This is a genomic window from Nocardiopsis exhalans (assembly GCF_024134545.1).
Lineage (GTDB): Bacteria > Actinomycetota > Actinomycetes > Streptosporangiales > Streptosporangiaceae > Nocardiopsis > Nocardiopsis exhalans.
Genome location: NZ_CP099837.1, coordinates 3,914,163 through 3,934,863, shown reverse-complemented (window position 1 = coordinate 3,934,863; position 20,701 = coordinate 3,914,163). Strand labels below are relative to the sequence as shown.

Annotated in this window: 22 protein-coding genes; 10 read left to right on the top strand and 12 right to left on the bottom strand. The window is 68.6% G+C overall.

The features are described 5' to 3' along the window. The first annotated feature begins 241 nt into the window (after positions 1-241). The gene (locus NE857_RS34285) at positions 242-634 is read left to right on the top strand and encodes a hypothetical protein (RefSeq protein ID WP_301184224.1); all 393 of its coding nucleotides are present in this window, start codon (positions 242-244) and stop codon (positions 632-634) included. Positions 635-750: 116 nt separating this feature from the next. Here NE857_RS34285 and NE857_RS17450 read toward each other — a convergent pair whose 3' ends face one another. Both NE857_RS17450 and NE857_RS17445 read right to left on the bottom strand, forming a co-directional pair. Further along, entirely contained in the window at positions 751-1,152 is a 402-nt protein-coding gene (locus tag NE857_RS17450; protein WP_254416730.1) for a heavy metal-responsive transcriptional regulator, read from the bottom strand. 9 nt (positions 1,153-1,161) lie between these two features. Then, the gene (locus tag NE857_RS17445) at positions 1,162-1,602 is read right to left on the bottom strand and encodes a hypothetical protein (protein ID WP_254416729.1); all 441 of its coding nucleotides are present in this window, start codon (positions 1,600-1,602) and stop codon (positions 1,162-1,164) included. Positions 1,603-1,747: 145 nt separating this feature from the next. Here NE857_RS17445 and NE857_RS17440 point away from each other — a divergent pair. After that, positions 1,748-2,946, top strand: a protein-coding gene (locus NE857_RS17440; RefSeq protein ID WP_184371482.1) for an IS3 family transposase whose coding sequence is annotated in 2 segments (ribosomal slippage) — positions 1,748-1,991 and positions 1,991-2,946 — 1,200 coding nt in all. Because the reading frame shifts where the segments join, the coding sequence is not laid out codon by codon here. A gap of 78 nt (positions 2,947-3,024) precedes the next feature. Beyond that, positions 3,025-3,360: a hypothetical protein gene (locus tag NE857_RS17435; RefSeq protein WP_254416728.1), complete on the top strand. Its 336-nt coding sequence runs from the start codon at positions 3,025-3,027 to the stop codon at positions 3,358-3,360. Positions 3,361-3,370: 10 nt separating this feature from the next. Here the strand turns inward: NE857_RS17435 and NE857_RS17430 are convergent, their stop codons facing one another. The 5 genes from NE857_RS17430 to NE857_RS34280 form a co-directional block, all read right to left on the bottom strand. Continuing rightward, positions 3,371-3,955 carry a GTP-binding protein gene (locus tag NE857_RS17430; protein WP_026116448.1) on the bottom strand — a complete coding sequence of 195 codons (585 nt, stop codon included), beginning with the start codon at positions 3,953-3,955 and terminating at the stop codon, positions 3,371-3,373. A gap of 10 nt (positions 3,956-3,965) precedes the next feature. Further along, complete coding sequence (locus NE857_RS17425) at positions 3,966-4,337, bottom strand: DUF742 domain-containing protein (RefSeq protein ID WP_254416727.1); 372 nt, start codon at positions 4,335-4,337, stop codon at positions 3,966-3,968. Then, the gene (locus tag NE857_RS17420) at positions 4,334-4,795 is read right to left on the bottom strand and encodes a roadblock/LC7 domain-containing protein (RefSeq protein ID WP_017580122.1); all 462 of its coding nucleotides are present in this window, start codon (positions 4,793-4,795) and stop codon (positions 4,334-4,336) included. Before NE857_RS17420 ends, NE857_RS17425 begins: the two co-directional genes overlap by 4 nt. Beyond that, the gene (locus NE857_RS17415) at positions 4,795-7,509 is read right to left on the bottom strand and encodes a sensor histidine kinase (protein ID WP_254416726.1); all 2,715 of its coding nucleotides are present in this window, start codon (positions 7,507-7,509) and stop codon (positions 4,795-4,797) included. The genes NE857_RS17420 and NE857_RS17415 overlap by 1 nt, the downstream gene beginning before the upstream one ends. 502 nt (positions 7,510-8,011) lie before the next feature. Next, positions 8,012-8,134, bottom strand: coding sequence for a hypothetical protein (locus NE857_RS34280; protein WP_301184223.1), 123 nt, complete (start codon positions 8,132-8,134; stop codon positions 8,012-8,014). A 105-nt stretch (positions 8,135-8,239) separates the two neighbouring features. On the opposite strand from NE857_RS34280, the gene NE857_RS17410 reads away from it, so the two are divergent. Together NE857_RS17410 and NE857_RS17405 are read left to right on the top strand one after the other, a co-directional pair. Continuing rightward, positions 8,240-8,548 carry a 4a-hydroxytetrahydrobiopterin dehydratase gene (locus tag NE857_RS17410; protein WP_254416725.1) on the top strand — a complete coding sequence of 103 codons (309 nt, stop codon included), beginning with the start codon at positions 8,240-8,242 and terminating at the stop codon, positions 8,546-8,548. Positions 8,549-8,946: 398 nt separating this feature from the next. Further along, positions 8,947-10,011 carry an IS110 family RNA-guided transposase gene (locus NE857_RS17405; protein WP_254416724.1) on the top strand — a complete coding sequence of 355 codons (1,065 nt, stop codon included), beginning with the start codon at positions 8,947-8,949 and terminating at the stop codon, positions 10,009-10,011. A 50-nt stretch (positions 10,012-10,061) separates the two neighbouring features. On the opposite strand, the gene NE857_RS17400 is transcribed toward NE857_RS17405, so the two are convergent. Then, entirely contained in the window at positions 10,062-11,678 is a 1,617-nt protein-coding gene (locus tag NE857_RS17400) for an AMP-binding protein (protein ID WP_254416723.1), read from the bottom strand. 183 nt (positions 11,679-11,861) lie between these two features. Between NE857_RS17400 and NE857_RS17395 the strand changes: the two genes are divergently transcribed. Continuing rightward, the gene (locus NE857_RS17395) at positions 11,862-12,887 is read left to right on the top strand and encodes an acyltransferase domain-containing protein (RefSeq protein WP_254416722.1); all 1,026 of its coding nucleotides are present in this window, start codon (positions 11,862-11,864) and stop codon (positions 12,885-12,887) included. A 95-nt stretch (positions 12,888-12,982) separates the two neighbouring features. Here the strand turns inward: NE857_RS17395 and NE857_RS17385 are convergent, their stop codons facing one another. Together NE857_RS17385 and NE857_RS17380 are read right to left on the bottom strand one after the other, a co-directional pair. After that, positions 12,983-13,120 carry a hypothetical protein gene (locus NE857_RS17385; protein ID WP_254416721.1) on the bottom strand — a complete coding sequence of 46 codons (138 nt, stop codon included), beginning with the start codon at positions 13,118-13,120 and terminating at the stop codon, positions 12,983-12,985. Positions 13,121-13,234: 114 nt separating this feature from the next. Then, positions 13,235-13,435 (bottom strand): hypothetical protein, encoded by a 201-nt coding sequence (locus tag NE857_RS17380; protein WP_254416720.1) that lies wholly within the window; start codon positions 13,433-13,435, stop codon positions 13,235-13,237. A gap of 172 nt (positions 13,436-13,607) precedes the next feature. On the opposite strand from NE857_RS17380, the gene NE857_RS17375 reads away from it, so the two are divergent. Beyond that, the gene (locus NE857_RS17375; protein ID WP_254416719.1) at positions 13,608-14,504 is read left to right on the top strand and encodes a DUF3626 domain-containing protein; all 897 of its coding nucleotides are present in this window, start codon (positions 13,608-13,610) and stop codon (positions 14,502-14,504) included. 33 nt (positions 14,505-14,537) lie between these two features. On the opposite strand, the gene NE857_RS17370 is transcribed toward NE857_RS17375, so the two are convergent. Both NE857_RS17370 and NE857_RS17365 read right to left on the bottom strand, forming a co-directional pair. Further along, positions 14,538-15,152: a TetR/AcrR family transcriptional regulator gene (locus NE857_RS17370; RefSeq protein WP_254416718.1), complete on the bottom strand. Its 615-nt coding sequence runs from the start codon at positions 15,150-15,152 to the stop codon at positions 14,538-14,540. A gap of 234 nt (positions 15,153-15,386) precedes the next feature. Next, positions 15,387-15,647: a hypothetical protein gene (locus tag NE857_RS17365; RefSeq protein ID WP_254416717.1), complete on the bottom strand. Its 261-nt coding sequence runs from the start codon at positions 15,645-15,647 to the stop codon at positions 15,387-15,389. Positions 15,648-15,667: 20 nt separating this feature from the next. Between NE857_RS17365 and NE857_RS17360 the strand changes: the two genes are divergently transcribed. The 3 genes from NE857_RS17360 to NE857_RS17350 all read left to right on the top strand — a co-directional run bounded on the left by NE857_RS17360 (position 15,668) and on the right by NE857_RS17350 (position 20,632). Continuing rightward, positions 15,668-15,817 carry a hypothetical protein gene (locus NE857_RS17360; RefSeq protein WP_254416716.1) on the top strand — a complete coding sequence of 50 codons (150 nt, stop codon included), beginning with the start codon at positions 15,668-15,670 and terminating at the stop codon, positions 15,815-15,817. Between the two features lie 1,363 nt (positions 15,818-17,180). Then, positions 17,181-19,553, top strand: a complete 2,373-nt coding sequence (locus NE857_RS17355) for a phosphoketolase family protein (RefSeq protein WP_254416715.1) — start codon at positions 17,181-17,183, stop codon at positions 19,551-19,553. Continuing rightward, the gene (locus NE857_RS17350) at positions 19,553-20,632 is read left to right on the top strand and encodes an acetate/propionate family kinase (RefSeq protein WP_254416714.1); all 1,080 of its coding nucleotides are present in this window, start codon (positions 19,553-19,555) and stop codon (positions 20,630-20,632) included. Before NE857_RS17355 ends, NE857_RS17350 begins: the two co-directional genes overlap by 1 nt. Positions 20,633-20,701 lie beyond the last annotated feature (69 nt).

Sequence of the window (20,701 nt, the reverse complement as noted above, 5' to 3'; positions counted from 1 at the left end):
GCTGAACGCGGCCCCCGAAACCCCCGAAGAGCGGTTGCCGGGCGAAGCAGGCCTTTTCTCCCGTGGTGGCGGCGCACCCGTGACCGGGGCCGTCGGGCCGAACAGTTCTCGTGACCGGGCGCGGACCCCGGCGCTCGGACAGATCCCCGAACCCTCAGCCGCGGACCTCGCCTCAGCTGGGTTCCGGGACCCGCCCTCAGACCGGGGCGCTTCCGAGAGTCTCGGGAGCGATGGCTCCCGGGTGTGGGATCGGGCGGCCGACGCCTACCAGCGGACCGTCACCCCAGGGTCGCGGGTCCTGCTCGAATCCACCGTGAGCCTGCTGCGCGACCTGGCCGTCACCGGGCCCGGAGGGCTCCAGACAGCCCGGTCCCAGCGGTTGGCCGCCATCAACGCGGCCGAGGAGCTGGGCGACGCCCACCTCACGGCTCGGGTGATCGGAGCCTACGACGTTCCCGCCAACTGGACCCGGGTGGACGATCCGGAACAGGCCGTTCAGGTCATCGCCGCGGCCGAGCGCACCCTGACCGCCCTGCCCGCGGCGGATGAACTCGCCGGGGCGCAGACCGGCATGCTCACCCTGGGCCCGGTCTCCGACCACCTGCGCGATCTTGACCGCGCCCTGCGCTCATAGCGAGTCAGACATTTGAGACTTCTTGGCTTCATCTCCGGTTCTAGACAGCAAAAGTCTCCAAGGCAGTTGAAGCTCTGACTTGAAGAGAAAGAGGGGCGGAGTCTAGCCGGGGATCGCTATTCCCCACCAGCCAGGGCAGCCACCACCGGGCACACGGCCCCGGGTTCCACACACGGCGCGTCCAGCACCCCGACCAGAGCCTCCCGCATCCGGCGCAGGTCCTCGATGCGTGCGTCGATCTCCACCACCTTGGCGGCCCCGCGCTCCCTGACCTCCCCGGCCAGGACCACACCGTCACGGGAACGGTCCGACAGGGCGACGAACCCGGCCAGCTCGTTCAGCGTGAACCCCAGCTCCTGCCCCCGCCGCAGGAACCGCACCCGCCGCACGTCCTGCGCATCGTAGAGCCGGTAACCGTTGGACGAGCGCAGCGGTACGGGCAGCAGCTTGCGGCGCTCGTAGAACCGCACCGTCGACACCTTGGCGCCCGACCGGCGCGCCAGCTCAGCGATTCTCATGCCGCGATCCTAGGACGCCGCACTCGGGGCCCGCGTACCGGACCCGGTCCGCAGCGCCGAGACCACCACCACGCCCTGCACCAGCCCCCACACGACCTCGGCCACCAGGAACCCCACCAGGATCACCGAACCCCCGACGGCCAGGGCCCAAGCCATACCGAGAGCGAAAAGGAACCGGGCACAGGTGTCGGCCACACCCAGCACCAGACTCGGGCGCAGCAGGCGCACCACGGACCAGACCACGACCAGGCTGCCCGTCAGGTTGGCGAACAGCACGGTGAACACCTGGTCGGTCGAGGGCAGCGCACCGGACAAGCCGAGAAACCCGTGGCCCCAGCCGATCCCGGCGAACACCAGACCCACGGTCCAGGGCAACGCGAAGGCGGTGGTCACCACGAGGTCGTACACCGCGGAAGCGCGGATCACCCGCACAGCTGTCGAAAGGTTCATGCCCGCCATGGTCGACCCCGCACCAGGGTGCGGAGTCAAGCCCGCACCCGCACAAGACCCGCCGACCACGATCCACTGATCTTGCTTCGGTTCGGTGGACAGGTGTCCGCTTTCGGATACTTTGTCATTGAACGAGGAGATTGAAGTGCCCAAGACCCGCCCTGCGTACCCGCCGGAGTACCGCGATCAGATCATCGCGCTGGCCCGCTCCGGCCGTAGCCCCGAGGACCTGGCAGCTGAGTTCGAACCCTCGGCCCAGACGATCCGCACCTGGATCAATCAGGCCAAGATCGACTCCGGCCAGGCAGAGGGCACCACCAGCGATGACAAGGCCGAACTGGCCCGCCTTCGCCGAGAGAACGCCCAGCTGCGCGAAGAGCGCGAGATCCTGCGCAAGGCCACGGCTTTCTTCGTCCGGGAGACCAGTCGGTGATGTTCCGGCTGATCGACGAAGAAAAGACACGCCACTCCGTCTCCCTGATGTCCCGGCTGCTCGGCGTATCGCGGCAGGGCTACTACAAACACCACCACCGAATCCAGGACGGCCCCACGGCCAAGGAACGCTCCGACGCTGACCTGTCCGAGCGCATCCAGGGCCACCACGAGCGCTCCCGCGGCACCTACGGCTCCCCCAGGCTCCAGGCCGACCTGGCCGAGCTCGACGGCATCCGCGCTGGACGCAACCGCATCACCCGGCTGATGCGCCGCCAGGGCCTGGTCGGGGTCCACCGCCGCACCGGCCGCAAAAGCCTGACCTCCCAGGACCGGATGGCCACAGCCCCACCGGATCTGGTCGGTCGTGACTTCACCGCCCATGCCCCCAACACCAAGTGGAGCGCGGACATCACCTACGTGCCCACCGACCAGGGGTGGGTGTACCTGGCGGTGGTGATGGACCTGTTCTCGCGCCGCATCGTGGGCTGGGCGATGGCCCCTCACATGCGCGCCGATCTGGTCTGCGACGCGCTGGCCATGGCGGTGACCGCCCGCCGTCCCGGTCCGGGGCTGATCCATCACTCGGACAAGGGATCGCAATACACCAGTCTGGCCTTTGGTCGCCGCTGCGAAGAGGCAGGGATCGCTCCCTCGACGGGGCGGACGGGGTCGTGTTACGACAACGCCGTCACCGAGAGCTTCTTCGCGTCGTTGGAGACCGAGTTGATCGACCGCACCCGTTTCGCCACCAGGGCGGATGCGGAGCGGGAGGTGTTCTCCTATATCGAGGGGTTCTACAACCCCTGGCGGCGGCATTCGGCCAATGGTCAGCTCAGCCCGGCTGAGTATGAACGTCGCCACACCGAAGTTGCTCAAGACAGGCTTGCGGCGCTGTCTCAGGCCGCGTAAAACCCCAGCTCACAGGTGTCTACCGAACTGAAGCAACATCACACCACCGGCACCGACACTGTCGTTACGGTGGCCACCATGCGCACCCGACCGGTCGACGAACGCGACAACGCCTGGGAGAGCGACCGGGTCCACTACCGGCTGTACCTGTTCGGCCCCGAGCAGGGCAGCCGGTCCACCGAGACCCTCGACGTCTGGGACGCCGATCTCCTGGACGTCCTGCGCCTGGCCCAGAACAAGGCCTCACCCGAACGCCTGTGGGCGCTGGCCCTGGTCGAGACCGACCAAGAGGGCCAGCGCGGTCTGCGCTGGCTCACCGGCTACGACTGCAACGGCGAACCGCGAAACGAGCGGGAACGGGAGGCGTACCGCCTCATGCGCGCACGCCTGGGGCACACCCCCGTCACCGACTGAAACCACTCAGCTAGGCACCCGAAAGCTCCAGGCGCAGCACCAGCGACACCAGCTCCACCACGACCTCCTTGACCGACTCACGCTCACGGGCATCGCACAACAGCACCGGCACCCCCTCGGCCACGTCCAACGCCACCCGCACATCCTCCGCACGGTGGGTCAGCTGACCGTCGAAACAGTTCACCGCCACCACGAACGGCACCCCCCGCGACTCGAAGAAATCGATCGCGTCGAAGGAATCCGCCAACCGGCGCGTGTCAGCCAACACCACAGCGCCCAACGCCCCCTGTGCCAACTCCTCCCACATGAACGAGAACCGCCGCTGACCCGGCGTCCCGAACAGGTACACCACCGTCGAGGCGTCCAACGTGATCCGGCCGAAGTCCAACGCCACCGTCGTCGTGGACTTGGACTCCACCCCGTCCAGATCGTCCACACCCACACTCTCGGAGGTCATCACCTCCTCGGTGTGCAACGACTCCACCTCGCTCAACGCCGAGACCAGCGTCGTCTTACCCGCCCCGAAACCACCCGCGACCACGATCTTCAACGTGTCCGGAACGGGACTGCCGTCTGGGGCCAACGAGCCCTCCATCACCACCACCTCACAACTCCCGGATGCGTTCCAACACCGAACGCAACGTCCGCGCGTCCGGCCGACGACGCTCCCAGTCCGAGGTATGCACCATCACCAACCCCTGATCCAGCAAATCCGCCAACAGAACCCGCAACACCCCCAACGGAAACCCCGAATACGAGGCCACCTCCGCCACCGACACCGGACGCGCACACACCGACAGAATCAGCTCCAGCTCCGCGTCCACCTCCAAGCGCTCCACCACCGGAACCGCGACCACCTGCGAGGTCATCGAGAAATCCGTCCGCGAAGGCCGTGTACGACCCCCCGTCAACGAGTACGGGCGGATCAGACTCGACTCCGCCGACCACCCCTCACCCCGCGCAGGCACCGAACTCACCCCTGCCCTCCCCGCCCTCGCGGCAGTGCCGACAGGTACGGACCCACCTGCCGCACCAACCGGTTCACCTCGAACGCCGCCTGCCCCATGTCACAGGAGGAATCAGCCACCAGAGCCAACTGCGCCCCCTGACCGGCCGGCAGCACGAAGAAGAACACACTGTCCATCTCCACCACGCTCTGCCGCACCTCGGAAGCGCCCAACTGCGCACGCGCGCCCCGGGCCAGACTCGAGAACCCCGACGCGATCGCCGCCAGCCGCTCACCCTCGTCCCGGTCCACACCGGGCGAACGCGACAACAGCAACCCGTCCGCCGACAGCAACAGCGCCTGCCGCGCCCCCGCCACCCGCTCCACCAGGTCCCCCATCAGCCAGTTCAGCCTCTGTCCCGCGGACACCCCGTCCACGCCGTCCCCGGAGCTCCAACCCTCAGCCGTGGCCTCAGCCGACATCGACATCACCTTTCCGAACTCTCATCGTGGTGCGACCCCTGCTCGGGCCCGCCCTGCGCGCGCTCCACGTCGGAGGACTCCGCGCGCCCGCGCTCCGTCCCGGCCTGGAAGGCGCTCATCATCGACCGGATCTCCGACAGCGGACGCTGCCCACCGGTGGCCTGGTTGTTGTGTGCACTGCTCTGCGACGGGCCGGGAGGCACCCTGCGGCGCCGACGCCGCGGCAGACCCTTGTAGGTGTCGCCCGTGTCGGCGGGAGAGGGGGTCGGGACACCAGACCCGCCTCCGTCCTCAGGAGGGAACTGCTCAGCAGGGAACCAGGACCCGCTGGGAGTCGCGAACGCCTCGGGGACACCGGGGCGCGCACCCGCGGGTCCTCCCGGAGTGTTCCACCGGCCGCTCCCGCCCGCCTGGGTCTGTGTGCCCGACCCGTTCGGTCCCTCGGGCGCACCCGGTGATCCGCCACGTGGACTTTCAGGGGGCTCGGGGGACCCCACCGGCTCCGCGGCGTGCCTGGGATAGGTCGCTCCGGCGGTCCGGGTCGGCAGACCCGCGCTGGTCCGGTTTCCCTCATCGGGGGCCGACCCGCTGGACTGCCGGGGGTTCTCCGCCGCCCGGTGCCGTCCGGGGCGCACACGCTCGACCACAGCCCGAACCTGACCCGAGGCCGGGCCCGAGGTCGAAGCCGGACCCGCAACCGGGTTCACGGTGGGTGAGGAGGGAACAGGCGAGTCCTGCCCGCTCTGTTCGCGGCCCGGACCCACCAGCTCGACGCGGCGCATCGGCCCGGTCTGCCGGGGCTGCTCCACCACCGCCGACGCCGGGATCCGCACCAGCGCTCGCGTGCCCTCGTAGGGCGAGGCCCGCAGCTCCACCCCGAACCCGTGCCGGGAGGCGATCGTGGCGACCACGTACAACCCCAGCTGGGAGTCCTCCCGCATCCGACCCAGGTCGAACCGCGGCGGATCGGCCAGCAGCGCGTTGGCGGTCTCCAGCTGACCCGCGGTCATACCCAGACCGCTGTCCTGGACCTGCACCACGTGCTCGCCCGCGTGTTCTCCGCCCTCCAGGGTCCGCCCGCTCACGATCACCTCCGTGCCCGGTGGGGAGAAGGAGGCCGCGTTCTCCAGCAGTTCGGCGACCAGCCGCACCAGGTCCGACCCGGCAGCGCCCGGCAGCGCCACCTGGGGCAGTACGAGCACCTGCACCCGGGCGTAGTCCTCGATCTCGCTGGCCGCGGCCCGCACCGCCTCGTGCAGGCCCACCGTGGCCACCCCGCGGCGGGTGGGACTGTCACCGCTGAGCAGCATGAGGTTCTCGGCGTTGCGCCGCATCTGGGTGCTGAAGTGGTCGATCCGAAACAATGACTCCAGGACCCCGGGGTCGGTCTCGGTGCGCTCCAACCGGTCCAGCAGCGCCAGCTGCCGGTGCACCAGCGACTGGGTGCGCCGGGCGATGTTGCGGAACATGTTGCGCACCCCGGCCCGCACCTGGGCCTCCTCGACGGCGGAGACCACCGCTGCGCGCTGGGCGTCGTTGAAGGCCTCGGCCACCTGGCCGAGTTCGTCGTGCTGGACCTCGGTGAAACGGGGCGTCTCGGCGTCCACGTCCACGCTGTGGCCCGCGCGCAGGCGTGCGGTGACCTGGGGGAGCCTGAAGCGCGCGTGGTGCAGGGTGTGGGCGCGCAGGGCTTGCAGGCGTCGGCCCAGGCGTTGGGAGCCGGTGACAGCGATCACGACCGATGCCAGCGCGGCGGCCAGGGCGATGACGCTGATCACCAGGACGCTGATGAGCAGATCCCGGGTCTGGGCGTGGCCCAGTTCGACGATCTGGGCCATGCGTCCCTGTTCTACCTCGCGCATGCGCTCGTCCAGGGCGGCGTTGGCTTCGCTCCAGGTCTGGGCGTCGACGGGTACTCGGGTGTCGGGGCCGCCGGGGTTGCTGATGACGATGTCCTGGAGGCGGTGGACCGAGTTCATCCAGGATGAGCCGGTGAGGTTGTGTGAGTCGGGGCTGCGCTGGCTGCCGGGTGCGGGTTCCACCTGGGCCCAGGTGTGCCGTTGGGCGCCGGCGGCGGCGGCGAACTGGGTGTGCGCGTCGGGGGTGAAGGTGTTGGTGGCCGTGGAGTGGGCCAGGATGGCGTCCTGGCGGCTGAGGAACTCGCGGGTGCGCAGGACCGAGGCCAGGGAGCGTAGCTGGGGGGAGATCGCGATGTCGGCGTGGTCGACCTGGGCGTCCCAGATCTCCAGGCCGGTCTCGATGGTGCGGGTGAAGGGGTAGCCGGCCACCTGGAGGGTGTCGACTTCGGGGGAGAGGTCGGTGAGGACCTCCTCCCGGTGGCGGTTGATCAGGTTGAGTTGGCGCTGGAAGGCCAGGACCTGCGGGGGGAGCTCGTCGCGGTCGTACTGGGCCAGTGCCAGGGTGAGGTCTTCGCTGGCCTGATCGGTGGCGGCGCGGGCGGTCTGGAGGCGTTCGGTGTCGCCGGTGGTGGGCCCGTCGACGGCTGCCATGGTGGCGTGTCGTTCGCGCTGGAGCTGGGTGATCGCGTCCACGACGGGGGCGCCGACCTCGTCGATGAGGGTGGTGGTGGCGCGCAGGTCGCGGATGTCGAAGGCCAGGACGGTGGTGAAGACCGCCCACAGGGCCAGCAGGGCGGTGCTGGGGATGAGCACCAGGGTGATCATGCGGGCGCGAAGCGAGGTGCGCTTCTCGTGGGGCATGGGCTCGCTTCCGGGGGGAGTGGCGGGCGTGACTGGTGGGGGCCGCCGGTGGGGGATGGGGGCCGGAGTTCCACAGAGCTAATCGTTCCGTGCGGGGATTTGCAAGGCTTTGGTGCTGCTCGGATCCGGTTGGGGTGGGAGTGGCGGGAGTGGTCTTTTCGAGCTGATGGGGCCAGTGTCGTGTTCAACTTAAAAATCTACGATGTAAAGGTGGCGTATCTTTTCAAGAAAAACAGCAGGTTAACAACACAATGGAGCGGCTTACGCCGCCTCAATCAGCTGAATGCTCAATCGGGGGAGTTGCTGTGTGTGGTGAACCGACCACATATGACCACTGTGTTGGTCGTTCAGGGCTCCACTGGGCGGCCGGAACCGGCCAATCACGAATTGGTACCAGAACTGGCCCGAACATGAATCGCTCGGGTTCCGGGACGGGTTTTGGCGAGGGGGTGTCGGGAGTCGAACCGAACCGGATCGTGAACCGATTCGGGGCAGGCCCGGCTCAGTCCGAGGAGGGTGCGGCCACCTCGGCGGCAGGCGCACCGGAGCCCGTCGCACCGGTGGACCAGGAGGCCAGGATGCGCAGACCGTCGTGGGAGGGGCTGCCCGGCTCAGCGGTCCACATCACCAGTTGCTGCTCGGAGTCGTCCGAGGGGGCGGGGGCACCTTTGTGTTGTGGGGGAGTGGGTAGGGGCGGGGCACGAGGATTCGTCTGAGCGGAGGGGGAGCCATGGCCGGTTTGAGCGGGGAGCAGGTTCGTGAGGGGTTGGTGAGGCTCGACGGTTGGGAGTGGGATCCGCAGGAGGTGTTGATTCACCGGACGGTGCGGTTGCCGGACTTCCTGGCGGCTGTGGCGTTGGTGAACGAGGTCGCGCAGGCGGCTGAGCAGGCGGACCACCATCCGGATATCGACATCCGGTACGACACGGTGCGGTTGGCGTTGAGCACGCATTCGGAGGGCGCGGTGACCGACAAGGACATGGCGTTGGCGGCCCGGGTGGACGAGCTGGTCGCGGCGACGGCGCAGACCTTGGAGTGAGACCGGTCGGGGACCGTGATTCGGTCCGGGGACGCGGACAGGTGGGTGCGTCCCCGGACTGGTGCTTTCGTAACCCGCATAGCCCTCGTGATCTTGCTACCAGAAGCGAAATCGGCGCCGATTTCGCTTCTGGTAGCAAGATCTACTGGTCCACCATGGTGGGTGTCGGGAGGGTTTCGACGGGAGCCGCCCGACAGCGGGGCTGGGGTGACTCAAGCAAGATCTGTCCCACGTGGACCTTGTCGTGACCTGTCCACCAGCGCTCGCAGGCCAAGGCCCTGGCCGCGGGAGTGACCTTATAGAAGCCTGTGCAGCCGATAACTCACAGTAGATCTGTCCCCCGGGCCAGGGCCCTGGTAGTCGTCCCGTTCCTGACCAAGAGGAAGCAGGACACCACCATGGTGACAGTGGGTATCGACCCGCACAAGGACATGCACCAAGCCGTCGCGCTGGCCCAGGACGGCACCCGCCTGGGCAGGGCCAAGAAGGTCCAGACGGGCCCCGAGGCCCTGGGCCAGCTCTTGACCTGGATCCGCGCCCTGGCCGGAAACGGCCCGGTGCTGTGGGCCATCGAGGGCGGCCCCGGGCTGGGCCGGGCCATCGCTGACGCCCTGCTGGGAGCGGGCCAGGAAGTGGTGTGGGTGCCGCCGCGCGCCATGGCCGCCCACCGCAAGCTGAGCGGGCCGGTGGGCGCCAAGTCCGACGTGATCGACGCGGTGGCCATCGCGCGTGCGGCCCTGGCCACCCCTGACCTGGCCCGCCACCGGATCGACCCGCAGGTGCGGCAGGTGCGTGCGCTGGTGGGCCTGCGCCAGAATCTGACCGATCAGCGTGTGGCCCTGACCAACCGGGTGCTGGCGGCGGTGCACATCGAGTTGGACCACCGCCTGGGCAAGGGGGCGTTGAAAACCCGGGCCAAGGTGGGTCGGGTGCGTGCTCTGGTGGAGGGGGCCGAGCTGGACGAGGTGGCGCGGTGGGTGCTGCTGGAGCAGCTGGAGGAGATCCACACCCTGTTCGTGCGTGTTGTTGAGGTGGAGCGGCGTCTCAAGGAGCTGGTGGAGCCGTTGGCGCCGAACTTGTTGGGGATTCGTGGTGTGGGTGTGGTCTGGGCTGCGGTGTTGCTCTCGCAGGTGGGGGATGTGTCGCGGTTTGCGACCTCGGCGAAGATGGCGCGGTGGGCGGGGAGCGCGCCGATTCCGGTGTTTTCCTCGGGGCGGGATCGGCATCGGTTGCACCGGGGTGGGAACCGGCAGGTGAACCGGGCGTTGCACTCGATCGGGGTGGTTCAGGTCCGGTTGGGTGAGCCGGCTCGGGAGTTCGTGCGTTCCCGGGAGGAGGCCAAGGGCACCAAGGGTGCGTATCGGGCTTTGAAGCGGCATTTGGCGGATGTGGTGTATCGGGCGATGGTCGCTGATCAAGTGGTGAGAGGGCGGGCTGAGGTCTCTCTTCAGCCCGCCACTTGACATAGAAGCGTCACGGAGAAAAAAAGGGGGCTGGCCTCAGGTGAGGGGGGTCATCGTAGGCGGGCTCGGCGCATTTTTCCGGAGGCGGTGCGGGGGAGTTCGTCGATGAAGTCGATGGTGTGGGGTGCGGCGTGGGGTGCGAAGTGGGTGCTGACCCAGTCGCGGAGTTCGTCGGCGAGTTGGGGGGTGCCGGCGTGGCCTTGGTTGAGGACGATGCGGGCGCCGACGAGGTGTCCGGCGAGTTCGTCGGGGATGGCGTAGACGCCGCATTCGTCGACGGCGGGGTGGGTGGCGAGGGTGGCTTCGACTTCGGTGGGGCCGATGCGGTAGCTGCGGGTGATGATGGCGCCGTTGTCGCGGGTGGAGAAGTGGAGGTTGCCTTGGCGGTCCATGATTCCGGTGTCGCCGGTGAGGTGGTAGGTGCGTTCGGGGGTGAAGCGGATGTCGATGGTGTTCTCGTAGCCGAGGTAGCCGTCGAACCAGTCGAGGGGGCTTTGGGTGCGGTCGATGGCGATGCGGCCGTAGGCGCCCAGGGGTGCGGGTTCGTCGGTGATGGCTTCGAGGACTTGGATGTTCCAGCCGGGGAGGGCTGGGCCGATGGCTCCGGGGGGTGTGGTGGTGGGTGCGTCTTGGAGGTCGCCGTTGGGTAGGCCTGCGCACCAGCCGAGTTCGGTTTGGCCGTAGTGGTCGCGGATGGGGATGCCGAAGAGGTCGGTGGCCCAGTCGATGACGTCGGGGGAGAGGGGTTCTCCGGCGCTGGCGAGGCGTTGGACGATGATTTCGGGGGGCAGGGTTTTGGTGGCTGCGCGCAGGGTGCGGTAGGTGGTGGGGTCGGTGGCGAAGTTGGTGACTTGGTAGAGGCCCAGGACGTCGAGGGTGAGTTCGGGGTCGAAGAATCCGGCGCGCAGGGCGAGGGAGTTGTGGCCGGCGAGGAGGGGGGAGATGAGGCCGTGGTAGAGGCCGTAGGCGGAGCCGGGGTCGGCGGTGTTCCAGTAGACGTCGTCGTCTTGGACGCCGAGGCCGTAGTGGTGGTAGGCGTGCATGGCGGCTAGGGCGCGGGCGGGGACGCGGACGCCGCGGGGTGGGCCGATGAGGTTGGAGACGTAGACGGTGGCGATGTCGCCGTTTCCGGTGGTGGTGTGGGGGGTGGCGTGTGGGGGGTGTTGGCTGAGGGTGGTGAGGGTGTGGTCGTCTTCGCGTAGGGGTTGGGTGCCGGTGGTGGCGATTTTCCAGGTGGGTGGGGTGGTGGTGTGGGGGGTGGGGTCGAGTTTGGTTCGGTATTCGTCGGCGGTGATGACGATGCGGGCGTTGGAGTCGGTGAGGCGTTGGGTGATGGCTGAGGGGGCGAGGGAGGTGAGGAGGGGGACCAGGATTGCGCCGAGGCGCCAGGTGGCCAGGGCGGTGATGGTGAGGTCGATGCCTTTGGGGATGAGGGTGGCGATGCGGTCGCCGGGTTGGATGCCTTGGTGGGCGAGGCCGGTGGCGAGGGTTTGGGAGCGTTCTTTGAGTTGGCCGTAGGTGAGGGTGGTGGGTTCGAGGGTGGGGCCGATTTCGGTGGTGGCGGTGGTGTTGGGGTCGTGGCGGTCGCAGAGGAGGTGGGCCACCGACGTGGTGGGGGAGTTGTAGGTGGCGATCCAGTCGCGCAGGTTCTGCGCTGGGTCGGACATCGGTGGTGTTCCTCTTTTTCGGTGGGTGGTGGGTTGCTTTTAACACTATGCCCACCTGTGGATCTGGTCTCACTGGGCGGTGGGTTGGTTTGGATCGCCTGACTGTGGTTTTTGTCGGTTTTGTGGTGCTTGCGTGTGGTGTGGTTCTTCCCTTGGGGCGGGTGGGGACGCCAGGATGTGCGCATGGACAGTGCGCGTGTGGTGGAGCGGTTCGGGCTGGATGCGGGTGTGGGGGAGTGGCTGGCGGCCTGTGAGGGGTTGCCTGAGCCGGGTGTGGGGTTGAAGGTGCCCACGGGTTCGGCGGCGGCCGAGGTGCTCGACATGTTCGTGCTGGCTGAGGATGACCGCGCGGAGTTGGAGGCGCTGTGGCCGGGCGCGGACGGTCCTGGGGGTGAGTGGCCGCAGGAGTTGTGGCACCTGGTGGGGTGTATGTACCGGCGGTTGTGGGCGGATAGGGATCTGCCCGCGGGGGTGTGGCGGCCCTGGCCGGGGTTGGTGGAGGCGCAGGATGCGCGGGTGCGGGCGGCGTCGTTGTGGGCGTTCGCGGCGATGGTGCCCGAGCAGTTGCGGCGGCACGCCCAGCGGGGGATCGACCGTTCGGTGACGGTGGCGACTTTGGCCGATGTGGGTGTGCAGGTGTTGCGGTCGCGGCGGTTGTTCGGGCACTTGAGTGTGGAGACGTCGGCGTGGGTGGCGGCGCAGTTTCGGGACCGGTTGTTCTGGGTGGGGGGTTTGCAGCTGGAGCCCGCGCTGCTCGGGGATCAGGGGCCGGTGGGTTGGTACCCGCCCGAGGAGGCGCGGGCGTTGGGTGCGGGGTTCGCGGTGGGGGATCCGGTGTTGCGTCTGCATATTCCCTCCGGGGGGTTGAGGCCGGAGTCGGTGCGGGATGCGTTGGAGCGGGCCCGGCCTTTCGCGCGTGAGCAGCTGGGAGTGGACGCGGTGGTGGCCACGTGTACTTCGTGGCTGTTGGATCCCTGGTGGGGTCAGGTGTTGGGGGAGGAGTCCAACATCGTGCGGTTCCAGCGCAGGTTCACCCTGGTGGGTGAGGGGTCGCCGGGTGAGGGGGATGTGTTCCGGTTCGTGTTCGGGATGCCGCGGGTGGAGGTGGAGCGGGCTCCTCGGCGTACCCGGTTGGAGCGTGCGGCTGTGGAGCGGTTGGAGTCGGGGCGGGGGTTGAAGGTGTGCACGGGGTGGTTGCGTCTGCCCTGACCCTGGGTGTGGCGAAGGGGATCTGCCCGGGTGGGCGGCCTCCTTTTTGTGCCGGGTGCCGGTGCGGTTGCCGTGGCCTTTCCCGGCCCCTGAGTTCAGATGGCCATGAGGGCGTGGGCGCTGGCGTGGGTGAGTTTGGTGCGCGGGCCGGTGTGGTTGAGGCGTCCGGCGTCGATGACGGTGATGGTGTCGGCCAGGGTCTGGGGCAGGGCGCTCAGGCGGGAGCGGGCCATGCCCACATCCTCGGGTCGGGTGCTGTTCGGGGGTGTACCTAGGAGGCTGGGGGCGGGGTGTTTCGCGTGGTGTGCCCGACCGTTACGTAAACATGCCGGTATCCGGTGGGTGGGCTAGATCCCGTCTGTGTCGGGTGTGTGGCCCAGGGTGGGGCGGTGGGTGGCGGCGAGGTGGTGGTGGCCGTCGCCCGCGCAGTGGGGGCAGGGGCGAGGGATGAGGGTCTGGGCTGGTGGGAGGTGTCGGGGGGTGTAGGGCAGGACCTGGACCTGTGTGCCGCTGCCCAGGCAGCCTCGGCACAGGGTGCGGATGAGCATGGGGGCAGGGTACGGGTGCGGGGTCGGTGGTGGGGGTGGATCGGGTGAGGTTTGTGTGGGTGGTTGTTGTGTGGTGGGGTCGGGCCTCGGGTTCTGGGGGCGGGGCGGGATTGGGTGGGATTGGGTGGAAAACGGGTGGGGTCGGCCCGGGGGGTGGTGCAGGATCGGGGCCATGCATGAGCTGAGAGCACACGGGTGCGGGTGTGGTGGCGGCTGTGATGGGGCTCGGGGGCAGCTGGCGGCCCAACGGGCGCTGGAGTGGGTGCGGGAGCGTTCCTGGGGTGGTGGGTTCGAGTCCGGGTGGTCGGTGACGCTGAACTTCCACCCCGACCGGTGGGCGGGTGGGCGCACCGTGGTCGAGCGCATGGCCCTGGAGGGTGTGTACCGGTCCCAGTTCGTGACCGGGACCAGCAACGGCGGGTTGACCGCGTTCGAGGGCGGGGACCGGTGGCGGTGGGAGAGCCGCATGTTCGGTGGGGCCTATGACCGGGCTCCGGTGTGTTCTCGGCCGGTGTACGGGGCTCTGGACTGGGCGGACAGCCAGGTGGGTGCGGCGCCCCGGTTCGGGTCGTGTTTCTTCCGGCTGGGGCCGCAGGTGGCGCAGCGCAGCACGTTCTGTTACCCCGACAGCACTTTCGAGCCCTGTGACTTCGGGGTGGGCGAGCGCATGGGGCTGGTGGAACTGGCCCGCGGGTCGGTCAACGGTGGTGCGGGACGGGACGTACTGGATGAGTACGTGGAGGCGCAGGTGCACGGGCCCGTCCGCTGGGGCGTGGACGTGGCCGAGCTGGTGCTGGATCCGAGTTTTCGCGGCACGGCGGTGGAGGAGGCCGCCCGGGGGTTGGGGTGTGCGCTGTCCTGGCACGGGGGTTTTCGGTTGTCGGTGGGGGAGTTGCGGCGTCATCCCGCCTATCGGGGGCGGGAGTTCGTGGAGCTGGGGGAGCGGTTGGCGGTGGGCGGGTGGTTGACGCCGAAGGTGGTGGGGGATGCGGCGCGCTCGGGGGAGTGGGAGCCGCAGTCGTTGAAGCGGGTGTGGCACTACGTGGCCAGGTTCGGTGCCCCGTGGTGAGCGGGGTGGGCTGGTGGGGTCCTGTTCGGTGTTTTAGGTGGGGTGGGTGAGCAGGGTGTTCAGGAGGCGTTGGCAGCGGTGGGTCATGTCCTGGGCGCTGTGTTCGGGGTGGGCCAGCCACCAGGTGACGGCGGTGGTGACGGTGGAGAACCACACCTGGGTGAGGAGGTCGTGGTCGTGGGGGTCGTGGTCGCCGTGGTGGTTGAGGATTTGGCTGATGCCGGTGGCGCCCAGGGAGTTGAGGCGTTGGCGGTAGTGCTGTGCGGTGGTGGTGGGGGTGCCGGGCGGCAGGGTGGGGTCGTAGAGCACGGACCAGTCGTGGGGGCGTGGTTGCAGGGTGGTGAAGATGGCCTGGAGGGTGGCGGCGGCGCGGATGTGGGCGGGTGCGGGGAGTTGGGCGTCGGTGACGGCTTGGACCAGGGGTTTTCCGGCGCGGTGCAGGCAGGCTTGGGAGAGGCCTTCTTTGGAGTTGAAGTAGGCGTAGACCAGGGGTTTGGAGATGTCTGAGCGTTGGGCGATGGCGGCGACGGAGGCGGTGGCGTAGCCGTGGTGGGCGAACTCGTGGGCGGCGGCGTCCAGGATGAGTTGTTCGCGTTGGGCGCGGGGGACGCCTTTGGTTCCGGTGCGGTTGTTCTTGGTGGTGGCCACGGGGGGAGTCTAACCACCGAATTGACTCACTGGTAACTTACCCGGAAGTCAATTCGGTGTCGCGGGGCTCCGGGGCGCTGCCGGGAACCGGAACGTGCGGGGTGACTTATGGCGGGTAGGCGCTCGTGGTGGGGCTGGGGAGCGGGCGTGGCCACCTGCCGGTTCACCCCCTGTGCCCGGATGGGCCCCTACTACGGGATCTGCGCTCAGGGACGGCGGGTGCGGGGTCTGGGGTCAGTCCTCGTGGGTGTCCCAGTAGCTTCGGGCCAGATCCAGTTCGATGTCGCGGCCCAGCGCGGGCAGTGCCAGGTAGGCGCTGGCCAGCGCGGCGGCCAGCAGCAGGACCCAAAAACCCAGGGCGTTCCACCACGGCGGCAACGGTGAGAGCAACGGCAGGGCACAGGCCGCGAACGTCAGAGCTGTTGGTGGAACCCAGGCTCGTCCGGTGGGGGAGCCCTGGGCTGACCAGGTCATGGACACCATGAACGGGGTCATGGCGATGGATTCCGACGGCCATGGCTGCCCCGGCCATGAGCAGCGCCAGGGCGAGCAGGGGCCACAGCGCCAGCCACGGGCTCAGGGCCCACACCGTGGTGCTCGCCGCGACCACGGCGATGGCCGCTCCCAACACGATCAGGGGCAGGGGCAGCCCTCGGTTGCGCTGATGAGGTGGGGAGGCGGGGGAGCTGGGGGAGTACGCGCCGTTGGTCAGGGAGTGGAGGGCGTTCAGAGTGCGGCGCAGCGACAGCGTCGCGAGGAAGTGGTGCTGGCCGGTGTGCGGGCTCTGGTCCATGACCTGTCGTCACCTGTCGTTGTTCTGCGGGCCCGGGGGTGGGGGTGGTGCGGCCGTGCGGGTGCTTGCCGACGCGGGTGCTGTTGTGGGTTCGAGGGCTGTGATCCCAGTCTAGGAGCGGTGCGGGCGCGGGCGGTGTTCGCCTCGGTGCTGGGGGTGGCTGCCGTGGACCATCCGATCGCGGGTGGGGTGTGTTGGTGGTTGCGGGGAGGCCGCCGAACATTCTACTTGACATAATGTGCATTATCGGCGTTTTGGGAAGGCCTGTGGGGAAGGGGTTTTCGTGTTTGGGAGGGTGTGCCTGGCGCCTTGTGCGGCGGCATGGTGTCGGGGTGGGTGCCGGTGCTGTCCGAGGGTGTTGATGCGAGCTTGCCTGCCGCTGTCGTGGTCGGCAAGGTGCGGGCCGGGTGCCTGTGGAGGGTGTTGCTACTGGGGGCTGTCCGGGCTCTGTGGCGTCTTGGGGTGTGCGGGTTCGGTGGGTCCGGGGTCCCCTGGTGCTGTGGGAAAGATGCCGGTGTGGCCGTTGGGTGGGCCCTGAGGGCTGATTGCCGGGGTGCGGCTCGGGGTGGGTTGGGATGTGGTGGGCCGTGCGGTGCCGCCTGGGGTTCTGCTGGATGCCCGGGGTCCTTCTGGCTGCTGATGCCTCCATGTTTCATGCATAAACGGTGTTATGCATCCTTTTGAGGTTGTTTGACGACACGTGGTTGTTTTTCCCTGCGGGCGGCTCCGGATCTCCCGTCGAGGGCTCGCGGGGCGATTTCGCGCCTTCCGGTCAGCGCTGACCCCGGGGTGTTGACGCGTTGATGCTTCGAACTCCAGTTCGACTTCCCGGACTGTGCGGGGCGATGGCGAACGCCTGTGCGATTCGGCCACTCCCCCGTAGGCCGCCCATCGGAGCACCGCAGCCCACCAATGCGATCACCCTGCGCCACTATCCGGTTTCACTCCCCCACCCCGGGGCGGTGCGCACGCACCCCAACCCACAGACCGCCCCGTGCCCCGGCACCCGAACCCGCCCGCCTCCTGAGCGGGGCGTCGTCGAACCCAACCGGCTCCCAGCGCCTACATGACACGGGACCTATGGCCGTGGAGGGGTCGGGGGTGGACGGTTACGGTGGCCTGAACCGGGTGTGCCCAGCCCCGGCCGGGTTCGCTTCGCGAGCCTGTCCCCGGTAGGGCCGGTGGCTCCCCCGCGGTGTGTACGGGAACATTCTTGGCCTGAGGAGAGTGGGCCCATGGCCCTGGACCGGCTGGACTCGACCGAACTGGAATGGCTGGACGCCTACTGGAGGGCGGCCAACTATCTGTCGGTGGGACAGATCTACCTGCTGGACAACCCGTTGCTACGCCAGCCCCTGCGACCCGAGCACATCAAGCCGCGCCTGCTCGGGCACTGGGGCACGACCCCGGGGCTGAACTTCTGTTACGCGCACCTGAACCGGGTGATCCGGGCGCGCGATGCGGACATGATCTACGTGATGGGGCCCGGGCACGGCGGTCCGGCGGCGGTGGCCAACTCCTGGTTGGAGGGCAGCTACAGCCAGGTCTACCCGGACGTGTCCCAGGACGAGGAGGGGATGCGCCGCCTGTTCCGGCAGTTCTCCTTCCCCGGCGGGATTCCCAGCCACGTGGCGCCCGAGACACCCGGATCCATCCACGAAGGCGGAGAGCTCGGGTACTCACTGGCGCACGCCTTCGGTGCGGCCTTCGACAACCCCGACCTGGTGGTCAGCTGCGTGGTGGGCGACGGCGAAGCCGAGACCGGTCCCCTGGCGGCCAGCTGGCACTCCGCCAAGTTCCTGGATCCGGTGCGTGATGGGGCGGTGCTGCCGATCCTGCACCTGAACGGGTACAAGATCGCCAACCCCACGGTGCTGGCTCGTATGCCCGAGGAGGAACTGATCAAGATGCTGGAGGGCATGGGGTATCAGCCGCTGATCGTCAGCGGCTCCGAGCCCGCCTCGATGCACCGGCGTATGGCCCGGGTACTGGACGAGGCGATGGACCGGATCGCCGCCATTCAGAGGCAGGCGCGCCAGGGGGCGGGGAGCGCGGGACAGCCCTTTGAGCGTGCGGTGTGGCCGATGGTGGTGCTGCGCTCCCCCAAGGGGTGGACCGGGCCTCGGGAGGTCGACGGTGTGCCGGTGGAGGGCACCTGGCGCTCGCACCAGGTGCCGCTTTCGGGGGTACGGTCCGATCCCGAGCACCTGCGGCAGCTGGAGGAGTGGATGCGCTCCTACCGGCCGCAGGAGTTGTTCGAGGATTCGGGTGCGCCGGTGGCGGAACTGGTGGCGTTGGCGCCCGAGGGTGAGCGGCGGATGGGTGCGAACCCGCACGCCAACGGTGGTGCGTTGTTGCGAGATCTGGTGTTGCCTGATTTTCGCCGGTACGCGGTGGAGTTCGACGGGCATGGGAGGCACACCAGCCAGGCCACGCAGGTGCTGGGGCGTTTCCTGCGTGATGTGGTGCGCTCCAACCCGGACAACTTTCGGATCATGGGCCCCGATGAGACGGCCTCGAACCGGTTGTCGGCTGTGTATGAGGTCACGGACAAGGTGTGGCAGGAGGAGGTGCTGCCCACCGACGAGCATCTGGGGCGGCACGGTCAGGTGATGGAGGTGCTCAGTGAGCACCTGTGCCAGGGGTGGTTGGAGGGGTACCTGCTGACCGGGCGGCACGGGGTGTTCAACAGCTATGAGGCGTTCGTGCACATCGTGGACGCGATGTTCAACCAGCACGCCAAGTGGTTGAAGGTGACCCGTCACCTGGCCTGGCGGCGGCCGATCGCCTCGCTGAACTACCTGTTGTCCTCGCATGTGTGGCGTCAGGACCACAACGGTTTCACACACCAGGATCCGGGGTTCTTGGACGTGGTGATGAACAAGCCCGCGGAGCTGGTGCGGGTGTACCTGCCGCCGGACGCGAACTCGTTGCTGTCGGTGACCGACCACTGTCTGCGCTCGCGGGACTACGTGAACGTGGTGGTGGCCGGTAAGCAGCCGGCCCCGGACTATCTGCCGATGGATGAGGCGGTGGCGCACTGCACGCGTGGGATCGGGATCTGGGAGTGGGCCAGTACCGGGGGCGGGGCTGACCCGGATGTGGTGCTGGCGTGTGCGGGTGATGTGCCGGCGTTGGAGACGCTGGCCGCCGCGGACCTGTTGCGGCAGTTCTTTCCCGAGCTGGGTGTGCGGGTGGTGAACGTGGTTGACCTGATGCGTTTGCAGCCGGCCGGTGAGCATCCGCACGGGTTGCCCGATGCAGAGTACGAGGCGCTGTTCACCACTGACAAGCCGGTGATCTTCGCTTTCCACGGGTACCCGTGGTTGGTGCACCGGTTGACCTATCGGCGCAGGGGCCATGAGAACCTGCACGTTCGGGGATACAAGGAGAAGGGGACCACGACCACACCGTTCGACATGGTGATGTTGAACGACCTGGACCGGTTCCACCTGGTGATCGACGTGATCGACCGTGTTCCGGGGTTGGCGCAGCGGGCGGCGCACGTGCGCCAGCGGATGGTGGATGAGCGGTTGCGGCACCGGGCTCACACACGGGAGTTCGGTGAGGACCCCGCGTCGGTACGCGAATGGGTGTGGCCTTACTGATGCGGGTTCTGGTGGCCAACGCGGGTTCGAGCAGTCTGAAGCTGAGTGTGCTCGACGCTGATGATGCGGTCCTGGGCGAGTGCAACATCCCGGTCCAGGGCGATGCGTGGGAGCGCTCTGCCCTGGAGGAGGCGCTGGGCCGGTTCCCGGCGGTGGACGCGGTGGGGCACAGGGTGGTGCACGGGGGCCGGGAGTTCGTGGAGCCGGTGCGGTTGGATGCCGATGTGGTGGGGCGGCTCAGGGCGCTGAGCGGTTTGGCGCCGCTGCACCAGCCCAAGTCGTTGGCGGGCATCGAGGTGTTGGAGCGGGCTTTGCCCGGGGTGCCCGCGGTGGCGTGTTTTGACACCGCTTTCCATGCCCGGATGCCGGTGGAGGCGCACACCTACGCCGTTCCGGCGCGTTGGCGTCAGGAGTGGGGGGTGCGCCGGTACGGGTTCCACGGGCTCTCGCACGCCTACGCCTGGCGGCGCGCCCGGGAGTGGACGGGTGCTCAGCGGGTGGTGGTGGCGCATCTGGGTGCGGGTGCGTCGTTGTCGGCGGTGCTGGGCGGGCGGTCGGTGGACACCACGATGGGGTTCACCCCTTTGGAGGGGTTGGTGATGGCTACCCGTTCGGGGAGTGTGGATCCGGGGTTGGTGCTGTGGTTGCATCAGCACGCGGGGATGGCGGTGGCCGATGTGGGGCGGTCCTTGGAGCACGATTCGGGGCTGTTGGGGTTGGCCGGGGCGGCGGACATGCGTGTGGTGCTCGAGCGTGAGGCCGCTGGTGATGAGGTGGCCCGGGTGGCGGTGGGGGTGTATCTGCACCGGTTGCGGTCGTTGACGGCGTCGATGGTGGCTTCGTTGGGCGGGATGGAGGCGTTGGTGTTCACCGGTGGTGTGGGTGAGCGTTCGGCGTCGGTGCGGGGACGGGCGGCGGACGGGTTGGGTTTTTTGGGGGTGGGTGTGGATGAGGCGTTGAACGAAGGGCTTGAGGGGGAGGGTGAGATCACCGCTGAGGGGGCGCGGGTGCGCACGGTGGTGGTGCGGGCGCGTGAGGACGTGGAGATCGCCCGGGGGGTGCGTTCGGTGCTGGTCTGACCGTTAGGCCCCGATCCCGGTTTCCTGAACCGGGTGCGGGTGTGCGGGGTGCTGTCCGAGGGGGCTGCA

Bases quoted from the DNA above. Each gene is read 5' to 3' on its own strand.
- NE857_RS17400 (WP_254416723.1), bottom strand. From the start codon at position 11,678: ATGTCCGACCCAGCGCAGAACCTGCGCGACTGGATCGCCACCTACAAC.
- NE857_RS17445 (WP_254416729.1), bottom strand. From the start codon at position 1,602: ATGAACCTTTCGACAGCTGTGCGGGTGATCCGCGCTTCCGCGGTGTAC.
- NE857_RS17360 (WP_254416716.1), top strand. From the start codon at position 15,668: ATGGCTGCCCCGGCCATGAGCAGCGCCAGGGCGAGCAGGGGCCACAGC.
- NE857_RS17420 (WP_017580122.1), bottom strand. From the start codon at position 4,795: ATGTCGATGTCGGCTGAGGCCACGGCTGAGGGTTGGAGCTCCGGGGAC.
- NE857_RS17435 (WP_254416728.1), top strand. From the start codon at position 3,025: ATGCGCACCCGACCGGTCGACGAACGCGACAACGCCTGGGAGAGCGAC.
- NE857_RS17430 (WP_026116448.1), bottom strand. From the start codon at position 3,955: ATGGAGGGCTCGTTGGCCCCAGACGGCAGTCCCGTTCCGGACACGTTG.
- NE857_RS17395 (WP_254416722.1), top strand. From the start codon at position 11,862: ATGGACAGTGCGCGTGTGGTGGAGCGGTTCGGGCTGGATGCGGGTGTG.
- NE857_RS17375 (WP_254416719.1), top strand. From the start codon at position 13,608: ATGCATGAGCTGAGAGCACACGGGTGCGGGTGTGGTGGCGGCTGTGAT.
- NE857_RS17355 (WP_254416715.1), top strand. From the start codon at position 17,181: ATGGCCCTGGACCGGCTGGACTCGACCGAACTGGAATGGCTGGACGCC.
- NE857_RS17405 (WP_254416724.1), top strand. From the start codon at position 8,947: ATGGTGACAGTGGGTATCGACCCGCACAAGGACATGCACCAAGCCGTC.
- NE857_RS17380 (WP_254416720.1), bottom strand. From the start codon at position 13,435: ATGCTCATCCGCACCCTGTGCCGAGGCTGCCTGGGCAGCGGCACACAG.
- NE857_RS34280 (WP_301184223.1), bottom strand. From the start codon at position 8,134: ATGTGGACCGCTGAGCCGGGCAGCCCCTCCCACGACGGTCTGCGCATC.
- NE857_RS17350 (WP_254416714.1), top strand. From the start codon at position 19,553: ATGCGGGTTCTGGTGGCCAACGCGGGTTCGAGCAGTCTGAAGCTGAGT.
- NE857_RS17365 (WP_254416717.1), bottom strand. From the start codon at position 15,647: ATGACCCCGTTCATGGTGTCCATGACCTGGTCAGCCCAGGGCTCCCCC.
- NE857_RS17415 (WP_254416726.1), bottom strand. From the start codon at position 7,509: ATGCCCCACGAGAAGCGCACCTCGCTTCGCGCCCGCATGATCACCCTG.
- NE857_RS17410 (WP_254416725.1), top strand. From the start codon at position 8,240: ATGGCCGGTTTGAGCGGGGAGCAGGTTCGTGAGGGGTTGGTGAGGCTC.
- NE857_RS17385 (WP_254416721.1), bottom strand. From the start codon at position 13,120: ATGGCCCGCTCCCGCCTGAGCGCCCTGCCCCAGACCCTGGCCGACACC.
- NE857_RS17450 (WP_254416730.1), bottom strand. From the start codon at position 1,152: ATGAGAATCGCTGAGCTGGCGCGCCGGTCGGGCGCCAAGGTGTCGACG.